Origin of the sequence: Sediminicola sp. 1XM1-17 (assembly GCF_037203765.1) — a bacterium.
Classification (GTDB): domain Bacteria; phylum Bacteroidota; class Bacteroidia; order Flavobacteriales; family Flavobacteriaceae; genus Sediminicola.
The window spans coordinates 231,570-254,533 of the sequence record NZ_JBBCAS010000007.1 but is presented as its reverse complement, the minus strand read 5'-3'; the positions used below and the strand labels follow the sequence as shown (position 1 = coordinate 254,533).

Here is a 22,964-nt window from a genome sequence, read left to right as displayed (position 1 = left end):
AAATTAAGGACAAATGAAACATATAAAGAATCTACTGGTATTATTTTTAGTCATCAATGTATTCCAATCCTGTACGGAAGAGGAGGTATCTTATGCATTGGATGACATATCGGCTCCTACGAACGTAAAGGCCATTTTTAACATTTCCCAAGATGATACGGGAACGGTAACCGTTACTCCTACGGCCGAAGGCGCATCAGCTTTTGAAGTGTTTTTTGGAGACATGGAGAATGAAACTCCTTCTAAAGTTGCCCCCGGAGAAACATTAACGCACGTATATGCGGAGGGCGAATTTAATTTAAGGGTTGTTGCCATTGGGGTTACCGGCCTTACAAGTGAATTGGTACGAGTGGTGACCATTTCCTTTTCTGCTCCTTCAGAATTGGACTTTACTGCGGTTGTTTCGGATACAGATCCATTTGAAGTGACTGTAACACCTTCTGCCAACAATGCTACGGTTTATGATGTTTATTTTGGTGATGTTGAAAATGAAGAGCCAACAACAATAATGGATACCGAATCTGCGACACACGTTTATGCCGAGGTTGGTGAATATGACATTCGCGTAGTAGCAAGGGGTGCAGGGTCAGCTACAGTAGAATTGACAAAAACAGTTACAATTACTGGAGCTTCCAATGCGGTAGCGTTGCCAATTACTTTCGATAATGCTACTGTAAATTATGCTTTTGGAACGTTTAACGGCGCCAGTTTTGAGGTTGTGGACAATCCAGCTCTTTCTGGAGCCAATACAGTTGCCTCTAAAGTGGGTGCAATTACCAATTCAGGAGCGCAATTTGAAGGGGGAGCCTTTAATTTGGGAACTCCGGTGGACTTTAGTGGAGCCAATAAGACGATCACCATGAAGTTGTGGTCTGAGGTTTCTGTGCCTATTTTATTAAAATTTGAAGGAGGAGTAAGCGGAGAACGTCAAAATGAAGTGGTTGTAACCCACGGAGGTAGTGGATGGGAAGACTTGAGCTTCGATTTTGCCAATGATGCTAAAACCAGTTATATAGACAATAACGATCCAGGAGGACAGCCATTTGTTCCTACTGGGAAGTATGCTACTTTGGTGATGTTTGTGGATGGTCCTGGAACTACGGCCGGAACCTTTTATTGGGATGATATTAAGCAAGAGGCTGCTGCTGCAGCAGCCAAACCAGAGCTTCCCATTAATATGGAATCAGCTACTTTGGATTACACTTGGAATGGATTTGGTTCTTCAGATTTCGGACCTATACCGGCTGCAGTAATCAATAATCCAGACAAGTCTGGAATAAATACTAGTAATAAAGTATTGGAGATCCAAAAACTATCTGGAGCTCAAGTATGGGCAGGTGCAAGTTTGGATTTAGCAGGTCCAGTTGATTTTGCCTCGGGTACCACCATTAAAATGAAGGTATGGTCTCCACGTATAGGAACCCAGATTTTATTTAAAATGGAAGATTCAACCTCACCACCGGACGGGAACGGAAATCCTAGTACTGTTGTAGAAGTTATTGCCAGTAGTACCGTAGCTATGGCCTGGGAAGAGTTGACATTTGACCTAACTACTTTTGGTGCATTCAGTACGGCCAATTCTTACGATAGGGTAATTATATTTCCTGACTTTAACAATGGTGGACAAGGGGAAGATTTTTATTTTGACGATATCGTCCAAGCCAATGGTTCCGGTGGTGGATCATCTAGCGGGAAGGTTAGCTTCCCTGTAGATTTTGAAACTCCAGGAACAGGAGCTGATGCTGAATGGATTGTTTTTGAGGCTGACACCGCTCCTTTGGAAATAGTTGCGAATCCTAGTGCTTCTGGAATCAATACTTCAGGTACGGTTGCCAAGCTTACAGCTACACCAACAAATGCTCCTTATGCAGGAACGATCACCTCCATAGAGACACCGTACACCTTAAGTACCTCGAATAGTGTAATTAAAATGATGGTTTTTAAGGACAAAATAGGCCCTGTAGGGGTTAAATTGGCAAAAGGCCAAGGAACTGTAGATGAAATTAAAGTCAACAACACCAAAATCGGGGAGTGGGAGGAATTGACTTTCGATTTTACAAGTAAGATAGGAGCCCCAGAGGCAAATGGCATCGATGCATTGGTTGTTTTCCCAGATTTTGAAAATAGAACAGCAACAAGTGTTACCTATTTTGATAACATCACACGAAACGCTTCCACAGGTGGAAGTGGTGGAGGAGGTACTTCTTCAAGTGCCCCAACATCTGCAGCACCAGCTCCGACGAGGGCTCAGGCAGATGTAATTTCTATGTTCAGTAATGTTTATACAAATGTACCAGTAGACACTTGGAGAACGGATTGGTCAAATGCTACATTGGAAGATGTTAACATCGCAGGGAATGCTACAAAAAAATATAGTGCGTTGGGATTTGTTGGGATTGAAACGGTTAGTACTCAAATAGACGCAACTACTATGACCCATTTTAGTATTGATGTTTGGTCATCGGATTTTACACAATTTAAAATTAAGCTGGTAGATTTTGGACCGGATGGTGCCTTTGAAGGAGGTGATGATAAAGAGCACGAAATAACGATCAATAGCCCAGCGCAAGGACAATGGGTTACGCTAGATATTCCCTTGTCCGATTTTACTGGACTTACAACAAGGGCTAATATTGCACAACTAATATTGGTGGGTGAACCATTCGGCTCAACTACGGTATTTGTCGATAATGTTTATTTCCGAAAATAAAATCATATACCTATGAATAATATGAGAAAAATAAAAAGTGTATTAATATGTTTTCTATCGGCAGCCATGCTTTTTGGCTGCCAAGAAAATGAACCCAATTTGGAGGCGTTGGTAGTTCCGACGAATCTGACTGTTTCCACGGATATCAGTGACGATGGTTCCGGTACCGTGGTATTTACCGCCACATCGGATAACGCAATTTCGTTTAAATATATATTTAGTGATGGAACATCGGAAGTAGCCCCAAGTGGAAAAGTCACAAAAAGATTTACCAAGACAGGATTGAATACTTATCAAGTATCGGTGGTTGCTTTGGGGACTGGCGGTATAAGTACCTCAAAAACGATTGAAATTGAAGTCAGAAGTGATTTTAATGATGATGAGGCCATTCAATTATTGAGCGGAGGATCAACTAAAAAATGGTATTTGGCTGCTTCAGAACCCGGGCATTTGGGAGTAGGAGGAACATTCAATGATTTCCCGGACCAGTACTGGTTTGCTGGCTTTTACAATGCGGCACCATTTGAAAAATGTAATGATCCCAATGCAAGTTGTTTTTGTGATGATGAATTGACTTTTACCTTGAATGCCAATGGAACCTTGACTTATCAGCAAGACAATAAGGGAACAACCTTTTTCAACGGAGCGCACTCCGCTGTCGGAGGAGGCTCTGGATCTGGTGACGATGTTTGTTTGGATTTCAATACATCTGGCACCAGCACGGTTAACTTATCTCCGGCTACAAGTAATTTGCCAGAAGGGGAATCTAGGGGTACTGTGATCAATTTGTCCAATAATGCATTTATGATGTATTATGTGGGATCCTCATCCTATGAGATTTTATCCATTACGGATTCTACATTATATGTGAGGGTGTTGGATGCACTAAATCCAGTTCTGGCTTGGTATTTGAAATTTTCTACTACCCCAGTTGGTCAGGAAGAAGAGCCGACAGGTTCGGATTTCAACACTCTGGTTTGGGAGGATGATTTTAATACGGCCGGTGTGCCAAATCCAGCTAATTGGACCTATGATTTAGGTGCAGGAGGTTGGGGCAATGGGGAGGCCCAAACTTATACCAATAATGCATCTAACGTGATTGTGGAAGATGGAGTTCTTAAGATTACTGCCAGAAAAGAAGGATCTGGTTATACTTCCGCAAGGTTGAAATCTGAGAATTTGCAGGAATTCACCTATGGAAGATTTGAGATCAGGGCCAAACTACCATCTACAGCAGGTACCTGGCCTGCGATTTGGACATTGGGAGCTAATTTTGATACAGTAGGTTGGCCTACGTGCGGGGAAATGGATATAATGGAACAAACGGGATGGGATAAAAATACGGTTCTAAGTACCCTTCATTATCCTGGTAATTCTGCGGGTAATGGTCCCACCGGATCAAGGCCATTGAACACGTCTACATCGGAATTTCATAACTATACCATTGACTGGTCAGCCGATGTCATTAAGTTTTATGTAGATGACAAACCCGTACATACTGAATTTATTAATTCGTCCACTACACCATTTAACAGCGACTTCTTCTTTATAATGAACGTCGCCATGGGGGGTACACTAGGTGGGACTATTGATCCCAACTTTACCCAGGATACGATGGAAGTGGATTATATCAAGGTCTATCAATAAAAATTTGAGTTGTTTTGTTTTTACCAACGGTAAGGCCTACCATCTTGGGCCTTATCGTTTATTTAAGATTTTGTGATTCAAAAGGAAATTGTATTTTCGATATCCAAAGAAACCAAACTAACACCAACCAAAAATGAAAAATGAAGTTACCGAAAAAATGAACAAGTCCTATACTATCCTGATCAGCCTGATCGTTGCTCTTGGTGGTTTTTTATTGGGATTTGATAGTGCCGTTATCTCAGGAGCGGTAAAAGGAATTACCCTTTATTTTGAAATGACCGAGTGGCAGCTTGGCTTTGCCGTGGGCTGTGTCGTATTCGGAGCCATGGCCGGGAACTTGGCGGCAGGACCACTAAGTGATCGATATGGACGTAAAAATTTGTTGATCGTAATTGCAGCCTTATTCTCTATTTCAGCTATATGGTCAGCCTTTGCAACAGGATATACCGAGTTCATCATTGCCAGAATAATTGGTGGTGTGGGAATTGGAGGAGCAATTTTAATTGCTCCGATCTATATTGCGGAGATTGCACCACCAAAACTAAGAGGTAGCTTGGTTTCCTTCAACCAATTGAATATTGTTATAGGTATCTCCGTGGCCTATTTTTCCAATTACTTTTTAGTGAATTTGGGCGAGGATAGCTGGCGATGGATGTTAGGTGTAGAGGCAATACCCGCCATAATTTACTTTTTCGCCCTTTTTACAGTACCTAAAAGTCCACGATGGTTGATCCTTAAACTGAACGAGGTGACCTTGGCCAGAAAGATATTGATGCGTATTGGAGGGGAAGAGTATGCGGTGGCTACCCTAGCAGAAATTCAAAGAGGATTGGACAAAAAAGAGGAAAAAGGAAAGCTGTCAGATATTTTCAAGCATAAGTATGCTACCATTATGATCATTGCACTGGGAATCGCATTTTTTCAGCAAATTACCGGGATCAATGCGGTGTTCTATTATGCACCAACCATTTTTGAACAGGCCGGAGGGAGTACGGATTCATCTTTTTTACAGGCTATTGTGGTTGGACTCACCAATCTAGTTTTTACGTTTGTGGCCATTTGGTTGATAGATAAATTGGGAAGAAAACCTCTTTTGCTTATCGGAACAACCTTTATGACCGTGGCCCTTATAATGGCAACTTTCGCCTTTAATAATGCGACTTATAACTTTAATGACACTACCTTGGGCAAAGTCAACAATAAGGAGATCGCAGTAGCTTTGTCCGATTTGAACGGTCAATCGTTTGACGGTCAGGCGGCATTGTTTACAGAGGTCAGTTCCAAATTGGATGAAGATCTGTTCTTGGAATTTAAGCGCAATGAGATCACCAATTTTATCTCTATCAATGCAACCTTGGTACTGATCGCCATACTTCTTTATGTGGCTTCTTTTGCCATTTCCTTAGGACCTGTAATGTGGACCCTTATCTCGGAGATATTCCCTAGTAAGATAAAAGGGATAGCCATTTCCGTAGTGGGCTTTTTCAATTCATTGATCAGTTTCTCCGTGACCCAGGTCTTTCCATGGGAGTTGTCCAACCTTGGACCAACAGTGACTTTTGCCATCTACGCCTTATTGTCATTTTGTGCCATATTCTTTGTGTACCATTATGTGATTGAGACCAAAGGAAAAACCTTGGAAGAGGTAGAAGAACTATTAATCAATAAATAGAATCAAAAAATGAAGCAATTACTATACATTCTCAGTATCTGCTTGTTTATTTCGTGCAAGAACGACCCCAAAAAAGGGGAGACGGAAGGACAGTCAAGTGAAGGTCCAGCCAAAGTTGAGGTCACCAAATCTGGCAATAAATTTCAGTTAATGGTCAATGGGGAGCCTTTTTATATTAAAGGTGCCGGCTTGGAATTTGGTAATGTGGCGGCTTTGGCCGAGCACAACGCAAATTCTTTTAGGACCTGGCGTACCGACAATGGAAAAAGATCTGCAAAGGAAGTTCTGGATGAGGCCCACGAGCATGGATTAATGGTGGCCATGGGAATTGAAGTGGAAAGAGAGCGACATGGATTTGACTACAATGATGAAAAGGCGGTTGAAGAGCAAAAAGAACGAATAAAAAAGGAGGTCTTGGAAATTAAGGATCATCCGGCCCTGTTGATATGGGTCATAGGAAATGAACTAAACCTTAATTATTCCAATCCTAAGGTGTGGGATGCCGTAAACGATATTTCCAAAATGATCCATGAATTGGATCCAAACCATCCTACCACAACAACCTTGGCTGGGATTTCGCAGCAAGAAATTACCTATATTAATGAAAGGTGCCAGGATTTGGATATTTTATCCGTACAGATGTATGGAGACCTGCCCGATGTGCCCAAATTGATCAGGGAATATGGGTGGAACGGTCCGTATATGGTTACGGAGTGGGGTGCCACAGGACATTGGGAAGTTCCCAAAACAACGTGGGGCGCACCCATTGAAGAAAACAGCACCATTAAAGCAGCCAATTATCTAAAGCGTTACAAAGGAGGGATTGCTGCCGATACCTTACAATGCATTGGATCTTATGTTTTTCTATGGGGTAACAAGCAAGAGCGGACACCCACTTGGTATGGGGTGTTTCTCGAAAATGGCAAGGAAACAGAATCCGTAGGGGTGATGCATTATATTTGGAATGGAAAATGGCCGGAAAATAGGACGCCACAGATAGCTTCTTTTGTTTTGAAAGGAAAAACTGCCTATGAAAATGTTATCTTGGATGCTGGTAAGGAATATCTTGCCGAAGTGAAAATAAAAGATATTGAAAACGATCCTATTACCTACAGATGGGAAGTGCTGCCCGAGAGTGAAGAAGTGAAAGAAGGGGGTGACCACGAGGCAAGGCCAGTTGCGGTTAATATTGATATCATTGAGGAAAAAGATGGTACATTGAAATTTAAAACACCGGCAGCTGGAAATTACAGATTGTTTGTTTATGCAGATGATGGTTTTAATCACGAAGGCACGGCAAATATACCGTTCAAGGTCAACTAAAAATACAAATAGAGTTAGATGTATAAAAGCCTCAATTGAATACAGCTGTATTTGATTGAGGTTATGAATTTTAATCAATTAAAATAGGTTCCATGATGGGAAAACAAATTTATATAGGAAAGAACCCAGCGCATTTTACGGACCACAAGGTTGGCGGAGAATACGTAGAAATTGAAAACGAAACATACTATAGGATATCCAATAACGATGCCATGAGACCATTCTTTATGAGCATTGTGAGTGACTCGAATCATTGGATGTTCCTGGCAAGCAATGGAGGGATAACCGCAGGGAGAAAGGACAGTGATATGGCACTTTTTCCATATTATACAGATGATAAAATTACAGAGTCTGCAGATGTGACTGGAAGCAAAACAATGGTTCAGGCCCACCTAAGTGATAAAACGGTTTTGTGGGAACCTTTTTCAGAGAACCAAAAAGGAGTCTATAATACCCGAAGGAATTTATATAAAAACAAAATTGGTAACAAAATAATCTTTGAAGAATCAAACTTAGACTTGGGGCTTACCTTTAGATATCATTGGAACTCGAGTAATGATTATGGTTTTGTAAGAAAAAGTGCGCTGATCAACGATACCAATGATGAGGTGCAAGTGACCCTTTTGGACGGAATTCAGAATATATTGCCTTATGGTATATCCGCTGCCCTACAGAATAACAGGAGCAATTTGGTGGATGCGTATAAGAAAAACGAACTTGAGGCAGAGATTGGGCTGGGAATCTTTGCCCTTAGTGCCATAATAGTGGATAAATCGGAGCCGAGTGAGGCCCTAAAAGCAACCATAGCCTGGTCCTTGGGTTTAGAGCATTGTTCCTACCTGATTTCCTCCCGCCAGTTGGATTCTTTTAGAAAAGGACTGCCCTTGTCCCAAGAAGTGGATGTAAAGGCTGAAAAATCGGCCTATTTTGTGCATTCCGATTTAACATTGGGTGCAAAAAAGTCCAAAAACTGGATAATTGTAGCCAATGTCAATCAGGGCCCAAGCGATGTAGCGCATATCTCCAACCTCCTGCGAACTGAAAAGGACCTTCAGCAGAAGATCCAGGCAGATATTGACCTGGGTACTAAAAACCTCAAGGAATTGACGGCCAGCGCGGACGGTTTTCAAGCTTCGGCAGATGAATTGAGAACAACCCGACATTTTGCCAACGTGATGTTCAATATCATGAGAGGTGGCATTTTTGACCATAATTATCAGATAGAAGCACAGGATTTTAAAACCTATTTGAAAAAGGCCAATCAGGAAGTATTCAAAATACATAGTGATATGCTGAAACAACTTCCGGAGGTTTTTTCGTTGTCGCACCTAAAATCCTTGGTCCAAGAACATAAGGATCCGGATTTTAAACGACTTTGTATGGAGTATATGCCACTGAAATTCAGTAGGAGGCATGGGGATCCAAGTAGGCCATGGAACAAGTTCTCCATAAATACCAGAAGTGAGGAAGACGGTTCCAAGGTGTTGGATTATGAGGGTAACTGGAGAGATATCTTCCAGAATTGGGAGGCCTTGGCACATTCCTATCCGGAATTTATGGAAAGCATGATCTTCAAATTCTTGAACGCTTCCACCTTTGATGGGTACAACCCCTACCGTGTTACCAAAGGAGGTTTTGATTGGGAAGTCATAGAACCCGAAGACCCGTTCTCCTTTATTGGCTATTGGGGCGATCACCAGATTGTCTATCTATTGAAATTCTTGGAGTTTATAGAGGACTATTATCCCAATACCTTGGCAAGCTACTTTAACGAAGATGTTTTTGTGTATGCCAATGTTCCTTATAAAATCAAAGGTTATTCGGATATTTTGAATAATCCAAAAGATACCATTGTATTCGATGATAAATTGGATCATATTCTACATGGAAGGAAGAAAGAGCTCGGGGCAGATGGACTTCTTTTACTAGATCAAAGCAAGGCCATATACAGGGTCAATTTTATTGAAAAGCTCTTGGCCACAGCATTGGCCAAATGCTCCAATTTTATTCCGGAAGGGGGTATTTGGTTAAATACCCAAAGACCGGAATGGAATGATGCCAACAATGCCTTGGTAGGGAATGGAGTGTCCATGGTGACGCTGTTCTATTTGAGGAGATTTTTGAAGTTCTTTAAAGGGCTTACCGAAGATACAAACATCAATGATGTTGCCATTTCAGAGGAGGTAATTGAACTATTCCATGAAATCTTCACTACCCTAGAAGGGTCCAAGCACGTATTGAAAGGGAAGATTTCCAATGCAGATAGAAAAACAATCGTAGATGGCCTGGGAATGGCAGGTGGTGCCTTTAGATCAAGGATCTACCAAGAAGGTTTCACGGGTACAAAGAAATCATTGACCAAATCGGAGCTCACCTCATTTTTTGATGTGATGATCGCTTATCTGGACCATTCCATACAAGCGAATAAGCGAGCTGATAACCTCTACCACTCTTATAATTTAATGAGTGTTGAGAACGATAATGAAATTTCTGTCTCCTATTTAACGGAAATGTTGGAAGGGCAGGTAGCTGTTTTGGCTTCCGATTGCATATCCTCCGAGCAGGCATTGCAGGTGCTGGATGCCCTGAAGGAAAGTAGATTGTACAGGAAGGATCAGTCCAGTTATATCCTCTATCCCAATAAGGAACTTTCCAGGTTTGTGGCCAAGAACAACATTCCGGCGGAAAGGATCAAGAAATCCGAGTTGGCACTTCAATTAATGAAGGACGGTAATACCAAAGTAATAGAGCGGGATATTAATGGGGCGTATCATTTTAATGGTTCTTTTAACAACGCGAATAGTTTAAAGGATGCCTTGGAAAAATTACCGGAACAATACCAGGAATTAGTAGCCAAGGACAGAAAACTATTGTTGGACATATTCGAAGAGATTTTCGATCATAAATCCTTTACTGGAAGATCTGGAACCTTTTTCGGTTATGAGGGCTTAGGTTCCATTTATTGGCATATGGTCTCCAAATTGTTGTTGGCTGTACAGGAATGCTGTTTAAATGCCATTGAAGATAATGCTGGCAGCGAGGTGGTCAACGGATTGAAAAAGCATTACTACGAAATTAGTGAGGGCATTGGAGTTCATAAATCCCCCGAACACTACGGAGCCTTTCCAACCGATCCATATTCCCATACCCCTGCGAGCAAAGGAGCCCAACAACCTGGAATGACCGGGCAGGTGAAAGAAGATATTCTGAGCAGATTTGGAGAATTGGGAATACGTGTTGAGTCTGGCAAATTGTCCTTTAACCCAAAACTTTTGAAGAAAGAAGAGTTCTTTAAAGAAGAAGCTACCATGGACTATTTTGATGTGGAAAAAAATGAAAAAAAGCTTCAGTTGCCTAAAAATTCCTTTGCATTCACCTATTGTCAGATTCCTGTAGTCTATGAGCTTGGTGGTAAACCTGGTCTAGAAATACTTTATAAGGATGGTACCTCGGACAACTTTGGGGAACCCCTGTTGGACGAACCCACCAGTAGACAAATTTTTGAAAGAAAGGATGTTATTGCGCAAATACGGGTGGCCTTGGATAAGCTTTAATAAAATAGCTCATCGTTACCAACATAAATTGATCCCTTGGCACTTTGAACAAATGATTCTAGTGCCAAGGGATCATTGTTATTGTAATGCACCTTAAAACAGTATGTCACGGATGCGACTGGAATGTGGATTAAAGGTATGAGGTCAACCTCAAAATTTCCATCCGCTGATCTTGGATTCCATTACCAGTTTAATGTGGAAGTTTATTTCGAAGGATCCCATAGACAAAAGTCCCCAATAAGGCCGCAGCAATAAGGATCAACATGGTGAAAACTCCGGTTCCCAAAAGAATGTACATGGGTCCTGGACATGCTCCTGCCAAAGCCCATCCCAATCCAAAAATGGTACCTCCCAACATGTAACGAGCGAAACTCTTGTCTTTTGGAGGTAAAAAGATCTCTTTGCCTTCGGTACTATGTACCTTAAACTTTTTGATCAGCCAAACCCCTAAAACTCCCAAAAATACCGCGGAACCTATAATGCCGTACATGTGAAAGGATTGGAACTTGAACATTTCAAAAATACGATACCAAGAAACTGCCTCGGATTTGACCAAAACGATACCGAAAAATATGCCGACGAACAAAAATTTTAAAAACTTCATGCTTAAAATATTAATGGTAAAATAAAATGGGTCATGATCAGTCCACCGATAAAGAATCCGATAACTGCGATAAGGGAAGGCAGTTGTAGATTGCTTAGACCTGTAATGGCATGTCCGGAAGTACATCCTCCAGCATAACGGGTACCAAAACCAACAAGAAAGCCACCGATGATCAGGATAGATAATCCTTTTAAGCTCAGTGCATTCTCCCAACTGTAAATTTCGGCCGGTAAAAGTGTTTCCCCAATGTTGGTCCATCCGAAATTCCTTAGATCTGAAATGGTCTCTTCGCTCAATGCGATCACGGAACCGTCAGAGAGGAATTGGGTAGCAACAAAACCGCCAATAATGGCTCCCAGGACCACCGTGAGGTTCCAACGTTGGGCCTTCCAATCAAACCTAAAGAAGTCCGAATATTTGCCCGCGCCACCAATGGTACATAACGTTCTTAGATTGGAGGACATGCCAAAAGTCCTACCGAAATAAATCAACAGCAACATGACCAAGGCTATAAGTGGCCCTGAAACATACCAAGGCCAAGGTTGTAAAATAAAATCCATAGCTAAAATAATTTGTGCAAATATAAGTGGAAATTTAGAACGACTATGTAATAATGGTTACACAAGAGGCATATTGTTTAGGGGCCTGTAAATACACATTTTATATGGTTGTATGACCATTGTCATTGGTAGACTCTAAGAAAGCCAATAGATTTAGATTCCTAAAATAGATTACAATGAAGGTTATATTTTATGCTACAGATCGAACTGAAAATTCTGCACCCGTTCTCCGTTATGCCTATGAGTTGAGTTCCAAATTGGGAGCACAGCTGGTGGTATTCAATACCCATGAAATGGATCCAATTCGGGTTATGGTTTCTAGACCTCCTGAGCAAATTGAATACCATGTACTAGAGGAGCAAAAAGAAATTCTGGCCACCTATTGTGGCAAGCATCTCAAAGGGGGACTGGAAGGTAAAAACATTAAATTTGAGGTGGTTTCAAGTGATTCCATCACGGAGGGTATTGTAGAAAATTCCAAGAACCTTACTGCCGATATGGTCATCATAGGTAGAAAGGACAAGCATACGGAGCGTGGATTATTTGTTGGCGATATAGGGAAGAGTTTGGTTGAAAAACTATCTTGTCCCTTGATGATCGTGCCAAATTCCGGGAGTAACCCTATTAAGAAAATACTGTATGCCACGGATTTTATGGAGGCCGATATTGCGGCAATCAAAAAACTGGTTCCATTGGCAAATGTCCTAGATGCCAAAATTCATGTGGTCCATATTTCAACAGAAAAGGAATATGCCGGAAAGGAGCAAATGGAATGGTTCAAGGATATGTTGCAGCAAAAAGTGTCGTATGCAAAGATTGATTTTAAGTTAGTTTTTTCAGATCACATTGAGGCCGAATTAAAAAATCAGGTGGAGCAGCTTGGGGCAGATTTGTTAGTGCTTTTACAGCGTGAGGAAAAAGGTTTTTTAAACAAACTTTTCCATACCAGTATGGTTAAAAAGTTGGAGGGTCATATTCCCACTCCGCTTTTGAGCTTTAACCAATCCAATCTGTAAGAAGTCGTAGCATCATGGCTAAAAATAGGATAACCCGATCAAAATTATTTTTGATCGGTTTTTTTTAGGAGCAGTACCCTGGTAATTTTCCTTGTTAAAATATAGATAATACCCCATGCCATTGATGTTAACTTAGGTACATTTGTGCCTCGTACGAGTTGAGATGATCCTCGTTTAAAAAGGGCATAGGTATGATTTCCAAGGGTATTTTTCTGATGATTATAGGGGCCATAATTGCCGTGATAGCCTATAGGATTTTGGAAAAAATAAAGTTGCATTCCACCACTAATGTTATGGAAAAACCTAAAAAACAACGTTTTAAAGGTTTGTTCGGTAAGTTTTTGGGGGTTGTTGGTGTGTTGACCTTTTATTTAGGCGTACTCATGCTCATCTTGCGCTATGCTATTTCAAGATAGGAATCCGATCTTCTTTTCTGGGTTTACCTTTTGCAAAGGATAGGACTTTCATAGGATTACCTTCGGTTTTCCTGACAAAGCTCCCCTTTGAAAATCATGCTATGTACATCCAGTTGATTGAGGGCCAAAGGGTAGTACGAGAGCTGTTTTGTAACAGGATTACCTTCGGTTTTCCTGACAAAGCTCCGCTTTGAAAATCAACTGTTAGGCACTCCAAGTCCACCCACAAAAAAAAAGAAAATCCATCGGGGATCAGAATCAGGATTGGCTCCGCCCTTCCTGCAAAGCTCCGCTTTGAAAATCAACTGTTAGGCACTCCAAGTCCACCCACAAATAAAAAAGAAAATTCAACGGGGATCAGAATCAGGATTGGCTCCGCCCTTCCTGACAAAGCTCCGCTTTGAAAATCATGCTATGTACATCCAGTTGATAGAGGGACAAAGGGTCGTATGATAGCTGTTTTGTAACAGGATTACCTTCGGTTTTCCTGACAAAGCTCCGCTTTGAAAATCAACAAAAGAAAACTCACTGCACTAAAAAACAAAAGCAAGCTATGTTTTTTAGCTTGCTTCGTTTTCAACATTTGTTGATTTATTCGTGACCTCGACAGGATTCAAACCTGTAACCTTCTGAGCCGTAATCAGATGCGCTATTCAGTTGCGCCACGAGGCCTTTTTTAGCGATTTCCGCGCTAACGGGCTGCAAATATATTTCTTTTTGTAATTACAGCAAAGAACAAATGCAAAAAGTAATGAAAATAAGATTTTTTAGAGGATTTTCAAGAACTTGGTAGAGGACTTTTTTGGGATTTTGCATGGAATACGGTACCAACTGTCTATTTTTGTACAAATCCAATTAAAGGTCAATCGGCAAAGAGGCCACTTTGTACCATAATCATTGTGGATAATATTAAATAATCAGTACGTGAAAAACTTAACACTTAAGGATCTATCCAAGATCTTAAATTTGTCACCTTCCACGGTCTCCAAAGCACTGAACAACAGTCCTGAGATTAGTGAGCTTACCAAGAAAAGAGTTAAGGAAGTAGCTTTGAAATACAAGTACAGGCCCAATTCCTTAGGTTTAAGCCTCAAAAAAGGTAGGACCAAAACCATTGGGGTGATCATACCAAGTGTTTTGGACCGGTTCTCTGCAAAGTTGTTCATTGGGATAGAAAAGGTTGCCCATATTCACGGCTACAATGCTATATTGTGTACTTCCAACTACAGCTCGGAAAGAGAATCTGAAAATGTAGATTTTCTCAGTGATAAGGGAATTGACGGTATCATCATTTCCTTGACCGATGAAACCATTGGTGTTGGGCAATATGATCATATAGTAAAGGCTGTTAATTCTGGAATGGAAGTAGTGCTTGCCAATAAGGTGCCGGAAGAATTAAGGGTGCATAAGGTAAGTATAGACTTCTATGAAGAGGCATATAATTCCATCAAGAATATTGGGATATCCAATACGGACAAGGTACTGGTCGTGGATTCATTTTCCGATGCCATATACTTGGATAGACGGAAAAAAGGTATTCTGGATGCCTTGGAAAATGAACATCAATACAAAGATGTGGAATTGATGAAGTCCAATGGTGAAGAATCTTTTGTCAAGGAAGTAGTGGCTAATATCAAATCCAAAAAGATAAGCAAATTGATTATTTCGAATCAGTACCTTTTGGAAACAATCATAAATGATATGGAAATCCGTAAGCATTTGGGAACAGACCAATTGCTAATTTATGGGTATTCCAATCAGAAATCGACTTTTGAAAACATCAAAGGGGTATCTGCCATTTCACAGCGGGGCAAATTTCTTGGAGAAAAGTCGGCAGAGCTGTTAATTTCCCAATTGGAAAAAAAAGAGTTGGATACCATGCAGACCATGCGCATAGATAGTATTGAGAAGAAGATATATTGATAGTTCAATCCAGGGCGTGCAGCGTTACATAATAACGCCATCCAATGATGGCCATCTGAAATTTTGAAGCTTTGGCAAGATCCAATTGTTTTTTGGAGTAGGAGGGAAGGAAAAATCGGTTCACCTTGGCCAAAAATTTGAAGAAGTGTTTTCTCATTGAAATTTTTTCCAAATATAAAGGTTATTTACAATGAAAAGGGTGCCTTGCGGCGCCCTTTGTTTTATATAGGCCTATTGTGTGTTCCTTACGCTAATATCATGATCAGTGACATTAATACAAATAATAAAATTTTAGCAAGAGTGATCATAATTTGTTGTTTTAAGGTTAATAATTAGGATTCGTATAATCGATTATTATCTCAATATACCATAATCCAACCCATATTTCCAAGCCTGAGCCATTGATTTAATGTATTTGCATATAGATTTGTAACTAAATAAATCAATATTATTTTAATGTTAAATCATCGGCCTTAATAAAAGTTCCAAATTGTAATAAATTTTGATTCAGATGTAAAAATCTGTAAGAGCTGAAGGGGGATTTGTGCTCGTATTTTAAATACCTAGGGCATTTTGATCCTCTAAATTATAAAAAATAATCGTTCCGTCTTTTTTTACATAAAAAAAACGCTCTGGATGAGAGCGAATTTAAAAGAATCAAGCAACTATTATTGTTTCTTCTTGGTCCGGATTTTTATAATAACAGTGTTATTTTTAGCATCCTGCTTGCCGTTATCTTTTTCTTCTTTTAAGACATCAAAGGTGGCAATTTCATCTGGTGATAGTTTTTGCATTTCGGCCTTCGTAGACTCCTTGCCATCAATCATTATTTTGAAATCTTCGCTATCCGCCAAATTCATTAGGGTAGAGTGGATTAATTCTTCTTCATAATCTTCCTCAATTTCCTCATCGCCATTCTTCATTATGAAAACAGATTTCATTTTCTCTTTGTTTTTATGATGCCCCATATGTAATTTCATCTCCTCAGCTTCCATCTTCATCTTCATTTTGTCAAAATCTTCTGGAGATATTTTTTTCCCGTTGACTTCAATGGTCTTTTTGCCGTCAACTTCTTTGATAATTATCTTTTGTGTTTTGTTGCCAGGGGATTCAATCCAAATATTGTCCTCTCCATCGCCTTGCTGTATTTTTTTAATAATAATTTCCTTATCATGATCCTCTTTTTCCATCGCTTCAAACTCTTCCCGGGTCACTTTTTTGCCATTGACCAAAATGGTTTCCTCCCCATTTTCTTGTAAAACAACTACATGCTTTTCTTTGTCATTATAGGCGGCACTGTGCTCCATGTCCCTTTTGGCACGACCAATCTCCTTTCTGATTTTTATATTCTTGGAAGCAGCATGCATTCCACTTGGACCAAATGGTATATCATGATCCCCAGACACAATAAACATGCCGCCCGTAGTATTCGTTCCAAACAGTATTGGTTCTATGCCATTGTCTTCATTGTATCTGGCCCTTACCATCCCTTTTTCCTTATCCTGAAATTCGACGGTGATAGCAGAAATTTCTCCCGCATCATTTCTTTTGAGACCATTGATTTTTAAGGTGCCTCCATGGTTGGATTTAATTTCCTTCTTAAGTTCATCCAAATCTTTATTGGATTGTTCTTTAGTAATGGTGAATACCACTTCCTGCTGCTCTAACTCTTCACTATTTTCTGTTCTGTATTGGGCAACGGTCTCTATGTTGAAAAGGAAGATGAACCCAATGAGCATAGGAATAATTAAGGCGTATTTCCACGCCTGCTTTTTGTTTGATTTTGATTTGTTTAACATGACGATTCGTTTTTTGATTAATGAATTAAAAAATGGATTTACAATGGAGAATTGATGACTTCCCACGCTTGATTTAAGTAATAAATATTGATAGCTTTTGAGGTTTTGATTGATTTTGGCGGTTTCATGATCCGCAATGAATTCAAGATTTTGCTCCATATAGGTTTTATAGAGCCAGATGAAGGGATTGAACCACAAGAAAATCGATACTAAATGCATAAAAATAATATCCAACGAGTGTTTGCCCGCTACATGTACTTTTTCATGGGTTAGAATATTGTTAAGTTCTTCTTTTGTGTAAACAGGTTTGTGGTATACGATATAATTGAAAAAGGAGAAAGGGGCAATGATTCTTTGGGTTTCTGCAATTTTGTATGGCCCGCTACCAGCTATTGTGCTTTCTTTGATCAGTTTTTTAAGCGATAATAGTTGAACAATAAATCGTAATAAAAGTATAGAACTACCAATGGCATAAAGCGGAAGTAAAAGACCTTGCCAATCAAAAACATCTTGGATTGCATGGTTGGGTGAAGGTATTGTTGTCATTGTTGGTAGTAGCATACTAGTTGTTTCGATCCATATGGTTTTGGTAAAAGTTACCAATGGAAGTGCCAGCGAAATGAGTAGTCCCAGATTCAAAAATATCCGATTGGCCTTAAACGCTGTTTCCTTTTGTAGAAGTACGGCATAACACAATAGGAACAACAACACCAAGCCTGAAGATTTTAAGAGATAGATTATAAAGGGTTCCATACTATTTGTTCTTTTCAATCAGGTTGATAATTTCTTTTAATTCGTCCACAGAAATTTTATCCTCTTTGGCGAAAAACGAGACCATGCTTTTATAGGAATTATCGTAATAATCAGCCAAAGTGGAATTTATATATTTCTTCCGATAGTCCTCCTTGGAAATCAATGGGTAATATCTGTGGGTGTTCCCAAAAGCCTCGTGGGCAACATACTTCTTGTCCTCCAAATTACGAACTATGGTGGACAGGGTGTTGTAGTGTGGTTGGTCATCTTTTATTTCGGCCATAATTTCTTTGACAAATGCTTTTTTTAACTGCCACAGTATTTTCATAATCTCCTCTTCCTTATTCGTTAGCTTTTGCATAATTCACCAATTTTAGACCAAACATAAAACTAAAATTATAGTTAACAAACTATTTTAGTAGTTATTTAACTAAAAAAATAGTAGATGTGGTGTTTTTTGGTCCAAGCTTAAAGTTGGTTGGGATTCATTTATATTTACAGGTAAAACCTTAAGAATGCAGAATATCCTATTCGTCATCTTGGGGCTCACAATGCTGATCATGGGGGGTAATTGGCTGTTAAAAGCGGCAGTTGCCATTTCTTTGCGACTGAGCATTCCTAAAATTGTAGTGGGGATGACGGTAGTGTCTTTTGCTACTTCGGCCCCTGAATTGATCGTGAGCATCAACGCAGCCCTAGATGGTTTTCCTGATCTGGCATTGGGCAATGTGGTTGGGTCCAATATTGCCAACTTGGGCCTTGTATTGGCCATTACCGTAATTTTGGGTCCCATAGATGTTCGCAAAAATTTTTATACCACCAATTGGCCGGTGATGATGGTAGCCTCACTATTATTTTTTGGCTTTATATATTTTGATGGAAGGTTGGGACAAGGGGAGGGGATCGTTATGGTTGTGGTCCTATTTTTGTTTTTGGTCTATCTGTTAAGATTTCAAAAAACGGCCGTTGTGGACGAAATGCCGGAAGATGATGTGCTACTGCCACTGGATAGAACGGTTCTGTTCTTGGGTCTTGGGGGTGTTGGACTCTGGGGTGGGTCGGAGCTGCTTATCAATGGGGCAGTCGGTCTAGCATCGTTCTATGGGGTAAGTGATAGGGTAATTGCCGTAACCGTGGTATCTGTTGGAACCAGTATCCCTGAATTGGCGGCTTCGGTGATTGCGGTCATGAAGAAGGAAAAGGCAATCTCCCTTGGAAATCTCATTGGTTCAAATATATTCAACCTTTTGGCTGTTTTGGGTATAACTGCCATGGTAACCCCAATCGACGTAATAGATCAAGGTCTTTTGAGTAGTGATATCTTTTGGATGTTGGGCATATCATTTTTGATCCTGCCCTTGGTGTTCTTTCCCAAAGGCTTGCGCCTGGGCTGGCGAGATGGTCTGGTACTTTTGGGATTTTACCTGGCATTCATTTACCACACCATATCATAAAAAAAGAAAAGCCTTTGGATTTCCAAAGGCTTTTCAAAGTATTCAACAATTAATTTATCTTCAGGATTAAACCTTTGCAGATTTAACCGTTTTTACAATTCTACCTGCAATCTTGTATGGATCACCGTTAGAAGCTGGTCTTCTATCTTCCAACCATCCTTTCCATCCTTTTTGAACGGTAATGATAGGAATTCTAATGGAAGCTCCCCTATCGGATACACCATAGCTAAAGTCATGGATAGATGCAGTTTCGTGTTTCCCGGTCAAACGCTGATCGTTGAACTCACCGTAAACGGCAATATGTTCAGCGGTAACAGGTCTAAAAGCTTCACAGATCTTCTCGTATACTTCTTTGGAACCACAAGTTCTCAAAGTCGTGTTGGAGAAGTTCGCATGCATACCGGAACCGTTCCAATCTCCTTTGATCGGTTTTGGGTGGTATTCAATATAGTAACCATATTTTTCAGTCAAACGGTCCAACAAATATCTGGCAACCCAAATTTCGTCTCCGGCTTTCTTGGCACCTTTGGCGAACAATTGGAATTCCCATTGTCCACTGGCAACCTCTTGGTTGATACCTTCAAAGTTCAATCCGGCTGCAATACATAAATCGGCGTGCTCCTCTACAAATGCTCTTCCGTGAGTGTTTTTTCCACCAACAGAGCAGTAGTACATCCCTTGTGGACCTGGGTAACCACCTACAGGGAAACCTAATGGTAATTGGGTGGTTTTGTCCATGATAAAATATTCCTGCTCAAAACCAAACCAGAAATCGCCATCCTCATCATCAATTGTGGCTCTTGAGTTGGATATGTGAGGTGTTCCATCAGGATTTAAAACTTCAGTCATTACTATGTATCCATTTTTCCTTGCTGGATCTGGATATATGGCAACAGGCTTTAAGAGGCAATCAGATGATCCGCCTTCAGCTTGTTTTGTAGAACTTCCATCGAAAGACCAAATAGCACAATCTTCCAACTTCCCACTAAAATTATCTTCAACTTTAGTTTTACTTCTCAGGTTTGCAGTTGGTTCGTAACCGTCCAACCAAATGTACTCTAATTTTGACTTGCTCATAATCTTGGTAGTTAATTTTAATCTTTAAGACAGGCAAAAATATATATTTTCACTTACCTGTCTAAATTTTAAGGGGGCAATTGTGTTAAAGTTGGTTCTTTTTTTGTTTACCCTTGTATTAATGGGGGTATTTTGATTTAAATTTATTTTTTGTCCATTAAATTATTAAATTCTTAATTTTGCGCAAAACGTAATTGTACACATATGTCCAAGCTAAGATTTTCCTCCATTAAGGAGAGTAACAATAGGAATCGCATTGCTGTGGAAGAGAGGGGCAGACGCTCAGAACTTTTCGCGGTAAATGTTTTCAACGAAGACAAAATGCTCCAATACCTTACTAAAGATGCTTTCGATCGAGTAAAGGGAGCCATCTTTTCAGGGACTAAAATGGACCGTAAAATAGCCGATCAGGTTGCCGAAGGAATGAAAGCTTGGGCCATTCAAATGGGAGCTACGCATTATACGCATTGGTTCCAACCGCTCACTGGGGCAACAGCGGAAAAGCACGATGCCTTTTTTGATCTTTTGCCAGATGGCAAGGCTTTGGAGAAATTTGGTGGCGGACAATTGGTTCAGCAAGAACCCGATGCCTCAAGCTTTCCCCATGGTGGTATCCGTAATACCTTTGAGGCAAGAGGCTATACCGCATGGGATCCCACTTCCCCCGCATTTATCTATGGATCTACCTTATGTATCCCAACCATATTTGTATCCTACACTGGAGAGGCCCTGGACAACAAGGCACCGTTATTAAGGGCCTTGAGTGCTGTAGATGAGGCTGCCACAGCAGTAGCCAAATACTTTGATAAAAATGTATCCAAGGTAAATGCCACTTTAGGCTGGGAACAGGAATACTTTTTGGTAGACAAGGCTTTGGCCTATTCCCGTCCAGATATATTATTGACAGGGAGAACCTTGGTGGGCAATTCTGCCGCCAAAGGGCAACAGTTGGATGATCATTATTTTGGGGTGATCCCTAGCAGGGTGCTCAGTTTTATGAGCGATTTGGAGAAAGAGTGTACCAAGTTGGGAATCCCGGTAAAGACCCGTCATAACGAGGTGGCACCCAATCAATTTGAATTGGCACCCGTGTTTGAGGAGGCCAATTTGGCGGTAGACCACAACCTATTGTTAATGGACGTCATGGAAAAGATAGCCGACAAGCATAGCTTTAAAGTGCTCTTTCACGAAAAACCATTTGCAGGTATTAATGGCTCTGGAAAACACAACAACTGGTCCTTGGCCACGGATACAGGGGTAAACCTGTTGAGCCCTGGGTCCACGCCCATGAAAAACCTACAGTTTTTGACCTTTTTTATCAATACTATCAAGGCAGTGGATACCTATGAAGAGCTTTTGCGTTCTTCCATAGCCTCTGCGAGTAATGACCATAGGTTGGGGGCCAATGAGGCACCGCCGGCGATATTCTCCATTTTTATAGGGAAGCAATTGAGCGATGTGCTCGATGAGTTGGAAGGGGTTTCCCAAGGGAAATTATCCCCGGAGGAAAAGACAGAGCTGAAATTGAATGTGGTAGGGAAAATTCCGGAGATCTTATTGGACAATACCGATAGGAACCGCACCTCTCCTTTTGCCTTTACGGGGAATAAATTTGAAATGCGTGGGGTTGGATCCAAGGCCAACTGTGCGAAGCCAATGACCATTCTCAATACCATTGTGGCCAAGCAGTTGATAGCCTTTAAAAAGGAGGTGGATGCCCTGATAGACAAGAAGAACCTAAAAAAGGATGAAGCTGTTTTCAATGTCCTAAGGGAGTATATCAAAACCTCCAAGAAGATCAGGTTTGAAGGGGACGGTTATAGTGAGGATTGGGAAAAGGAGGCCAAGCGCAGAAAATTGAGCAATAATAAATCCACACCCCAAGCTTTACAAATCTTGACATCCAAGGAAAGTTTGGCACTGCTGAAGTCCATGAACGTCATGAGCGAGGTGGAGGTAAGGGCTAGGCAGGAAGTGGAATTGGAAGCCTATATTCTTCATTTGCAGATTGAGGGCAGGATGTACAATGAAATTGTATACAACTATTTGATACCTGCGGCCATTACCTATCAGAACAAGCTGATCAAAAATGTCATGGGGCTGAAGGACATCTATGGGGCGGCGCATAAAACGCTTACCGAGGGCCAGCTTTCTATGATTGAGAATATTGCAGAACATATCAGTGCCCTCAAGAAAAAGACCGATGCCATGACAGAGGCCAGAAAGAGCGCCAATGCCCTGACAGATGTCAATAAAAAGGCCTTTGCCTATTGTGACAATGTGCGTCCTTATTTTGAGGAGATCAGAAACCACTGTGATAAATTGGAACGTTTGGTAGATGACCAGCTTTGGCCATTGACCAAATACAGGGAGCTGTTGTTCATTAAATAGTCCATCCAAAACCTTCTTTATGTAAAAGCCCACTTTTTTGTGGGCTTTTTTTATGGATTGCCCTA

16 protein-coding genes and 1 tRNA gene are annotated in these 22,964 nt (G+C 40.6%); 10 read left to right on the top strand and 7 right to left on the bottom strand.

Annotated elements, in window-relative coordinates:
- Positions 1-13: 13 nt before the first annotated feature.
- From WAA86_RS12345 to WAA86_RS12325, 5 genes are all read left to right on the top strand, one after another.
- Complete coding sequence (locus WAA86_RS12345; RefSeq protein WP_337301314.1) at positions 14-2,710, top strand: hypothetical protein; 2,697 nt, start codon at positions 14-16, stop codon at positions 2,708-2,710.
- A gap of 12 nt (positions 2,711-2,722) precedes the next feature.
- A complete protein-coding gene (locus WAA86_RS12340; protein WP_337301313.1) occupies positions 2,723-4,357 on the top strand; it encodes a family 16 glycosylhydrolase in 1,635 nt (544 codons plus the stop codon).
- 133 nt (positions 4,358-4,490) lie between these two features.
- On the top strand, positions 4,491-6,029 hold the full coding sequence (locus tag WAA86_RS12335; protein WP_337301312.1) for a sugar porter family MFS transporter: 1,539 nt from the start codon (positions 4,491-4,493) through the stop codon (positions 6,027-6,029).
- Between the two features lie 9 nt (positions 6,030-6,038).
- Positions 6,039-7,352 (top strand): glycoside hydrolase family 2 TIM barrel-domain containing protein, encoded by a 1,314-nt coding sequence (locus WAA86_RS12330; protein WP_337301311.1) that lies wholly within the window; start codon positions 6,039-6,041, stop codon positions 7,350-7,352.
- Positions 7,353-7,444: 92 nt separating this feature from the next.
- Positions 7,445-10,906 (top strand): hypothetical protein, encoded by a 3,462-nt coding sequence (locus WAA86_RS12325; protein WP_337301310.1) that lies wholly within the window; start codon positions 7,445-7,447, stop codon positions 10,904-10,906.
- 190 nt (positions 10,907-11,096) lie between these two features.
- On the opposite strand, the gene WAA86_RS12320 is transcribed toward WAA86_RS12325, so the two are convergent.
- Positions 11,097-11,510 (bottom strand): DUF6691 family protein, encoded by a 414-nt coding sequence (locus WAA86_RS12320; protein ID WP_337301309.1) that lies wholly within the window; start codon positions 11,508-11,510, stop codon positions 11,097-11,099.
- Positions 11,511-11,512: 2 nt separating this feature from the next.
- Positions 11,513-12,070 carry a YeeE/YedE family protein gene (locus WAA86_RS12315; protein ID WP_337301308.1) on the bottom strand — a complete coding sequence of 186 codons (558 nt, stop codon included), beginning with the start codon at positions 12,068-12,070 and terminating at the stop codon, positions 11,513-11,515.
- 176 nt (positions 12,071-12,246) lie between these two features.
- Here WAA86_RS12315 and WAA86_RS12310 point away from each other — a divergent pair, with 176 nt between their 5' ends.
- Both WAA86_RS12310 and WAA86_RS12305 read left to right on the top strand, forming a co-directional pair.
- Positions 12,247-13,086 carry a universal stress protein gene (locus tag WAA86_RS12310; RefSeq protein WP_337301307.1) on the top strand — a complete coding sequence of 280 codons (840 nt, stop codon included), beginning with the start codon at positions 12,247-12,249 and terminating at the stop codon, positions 13,084-13,086.
- A gap of 191 nt (positions 13,087-13,277) precedes the next feature.
- Positions 13,278-13,502 (top strand): hypothetical protein, encoded by a 225-nt coding sequence (locus WAA86_RS12305; protein WP_337301306.1) that lies wholly within the window; start codon positions 13,278-13,280, stop codon positions 13,500-13,502.
- Positions 13,503-14,100: 598 nt separating this feature from the next.
- On the opposite strand, the gene WAA86_RS12300 is transcribed toward WAA86_RS12305, so the two are convergent.
- Positions 14,101-14,174, bottom strand: a tRNA-Arg gene (locus WAA86_RS12300).
- 252 nt (positions 14,175-14,426) lie between these two features.
- On the opposite strand from WAA86_RS12300, the gene WAA86_RS12295 reads away from it, so the two are divergent.
- Complete coding sequence (locus WAA86_RS12295) at positions 14,427-15,425, top strand: LacI family DNA-binding transcriptional regulator (protein ID WP_337301305.1); 999 nt, start codon at positions 14,427-14,429, stop codon at positions 15,423-15,425.
- A gap of 4 nt (positions 15,426-15,429) precedes the next feature.
- On the opposite strand, the gene WAA86_RS12290 is transcribed toward WAA86_RS12295, so the two are convergent.
- The 3 genes from WAA86_RS12290 to WAA86_RS12280 form a co-directional block, all read right to left on the bottom strand.
- Positions 15,430-15,582 carry an SsrA-binding protein gene (locus WAA86_RS12290; RefSeq protein ID WP_337301304.1) on the bottom strand — a complete coding sequence of 51 codons (153 nt, stop codon included), beginning with the start codon at positions 15,580-15,582 and terminating at the stop codon, positions 15,430-15,432.
- Positions 15,583-16,093: 511 nt separating this feature from the next.
- Positions 16,094-17,977 (bottom strand): M56 family metallopeptidase, encoded by a 1,884-nt coding sequence (locus WAA86_RS12285; RefSeq protein ID WP_337301303.1) that lies wholly within the window; start codon positions 17,975-17,977, stop codon positions 16,094-16,096.
- A 1-nt stretch (position 17,978) separates the two neighbouring features.
- Positions 17,979-18,338: a BlaI/MecI/CopY family transcriptional regulator gene (locus WAA86_RS12280; protein ID WP_337301302.1), complete on the bottom strand. Its 360-nt coding sequence runs from the start codon at positions 18,336-18,338 to the stop codon at positions 17,979-17,981.
- A gap of 154 nt (positions 18,339-18,492) precedes the next feature.
- Between WAA86_RS12280 and WAA86_RS12275 the strand changes: the two genes are divergently transcribed.
- Entirely contained in the window at positions 18,493-19,431 is a 939-nt protein-coding gene (locus WAA86_RS12275; RefSeq protein WP_337301301.1) for a calcium/sodium antiporter, read from the top strand.
- 66 nt (positions 19,432-19,497) lie between these two features.
- On the opposite strand, the gene WAA86_RS12270 is transcribed toward WAA86_RS12275, so the two are convergent.
- Entirely contained in the window at positions 19,498-20,508 is a 1,011-nt protein-coding gene (locus tag WAA86_RS12270; RefSeq protein ID WP_337301300.1) for a glutamine synthetase beta-grasp domain-containing protein, read from the bottom strand.
- Positions 20,509-20,712: 204 nt separating this feature from the next.
- Between WAA86_RS12270 and WAA86_RS12265 the strand changes: the two genes are divergently transcribed.
- Positions 20,713-22,899, top strand: a complete 2,187-nt coding sequence (locus WAA86_RS12265) for a glutamine synthetase III family protein (RefSeq protein ID WP_337301299.1) — start codon at positions 20,713-20,715, stop codon at positions 22,897-22,899.
- Positions 22,900-22,964 lie beyond the last annotated feature (65 nt).

Excerpts from the sequence above, each read along its gene's own strand:
- WAA86_RS12330 (WP_337301311.1), top strand. The coding sequence starts at position 6,039 with ATGAAGCAATTACTATACATTCTCAGTATCTGCTTGTTTATTTCGTGC.
- WAA86_RS12345 (WP_337301314.1), top strand. The coding sequence starts at position 14 with ATGAAACATATAAAGAATCTACTGGTATTATTTTTAGTCATCAATGTA.
- WAA86_RS12265 (WP_337301299.1), top strand. The coding sequence starts at position 20,713 with ATGTCCAAGCTAAGATTTTCCTCCATTAAGGAGAGTAACAATAGGAAT.
- WAA86_RS12275 (WP_337301301.1), top strand. The coding sequence starts at position 18,493 with ATGCAGAATATCCTATTCGTCATCTTGGGGCTCACAATGCTGATCATG.
- WAA86_RS12290 (WP_337301304.1), bottom strand. The coding sequence starts at position 15,582 with ATGAGAAAACACTTCTTCAAATTTTTGGCCAAGGTGAACCGATTTTTC.
- WAA86_RS12325 (WP_337301310.1), top strand. The coding sequence starts at position 7,445 with ATGATGGGAAAACAAATTTATATAGGAAAGAACCCAGCGCATTTTACG.
- WAA86_RS12305 (WP_337301306.1), top strand. The coding sequence starts at position 13,278 with ATGATTTCCAAGGGTATTTTTCTGATGATTATAGGGGCCATAATTGCC.
- WAA86_RS12340 (WP_337301313.1), top strand. The coding sequence starts at position 2,723 with ATGAATAATATGAGAAAAATAAAAAGTGTATTAATATGTTTTCTATCG.
- WAA86_RS12335 (WP_337301312.1), top strand. The coding sequence starts at position 4,491 with ATGAAAAATGAAGTTACCGAAAAAATGAACAAGTCCTATACTATCCTG.
- WAA86_RS12315 (WP_337301308.1), bottom strand. The coding sequence starts at position 12,070 with ATGGATTTTATTTTACAACCTTGGCCTTGGTATGTTTCAGGGCCACTT.
- WAA86_RS12280 (WP_337301302.1), bottom strand. The coding sequence starts at position 18,338 with ATGCAAAAGCTAACGAATAAGGAAGAGGAGATTATGAAAATACTGTGG.
- WAA86_RS12270 (WP_337301300.1), bottom strand. The coding sequence starts at position 20,508 with ATGAGCAAGTCAAAATTAGAGTACATTTGGTTGGACGGTTACGAACCA.
- WAA86_RS12310 (WP_337301307.1), top strand. The coding sequence starts at position 12,247 with ATGAAGGTTATATTTTATGCTACAGATCGAACTGAAAATTCTGCACCC.
- WAA86_RS12320 (WP_337301309.1), bottom strand. The coding sequence starts at position 11,510 with ATGAAGTTTTTAAAATTTTTGTTCGTCGGCATATTTTTCGGTATCGTT.
- WAA86_RS12285 (WP_337301303.1), bottom strand. The coding sequence starts at position 17,977 with ATGGAACCCTTTATAATCTATCTCTTAAAATCTTCAGGCTTGGTGTTG.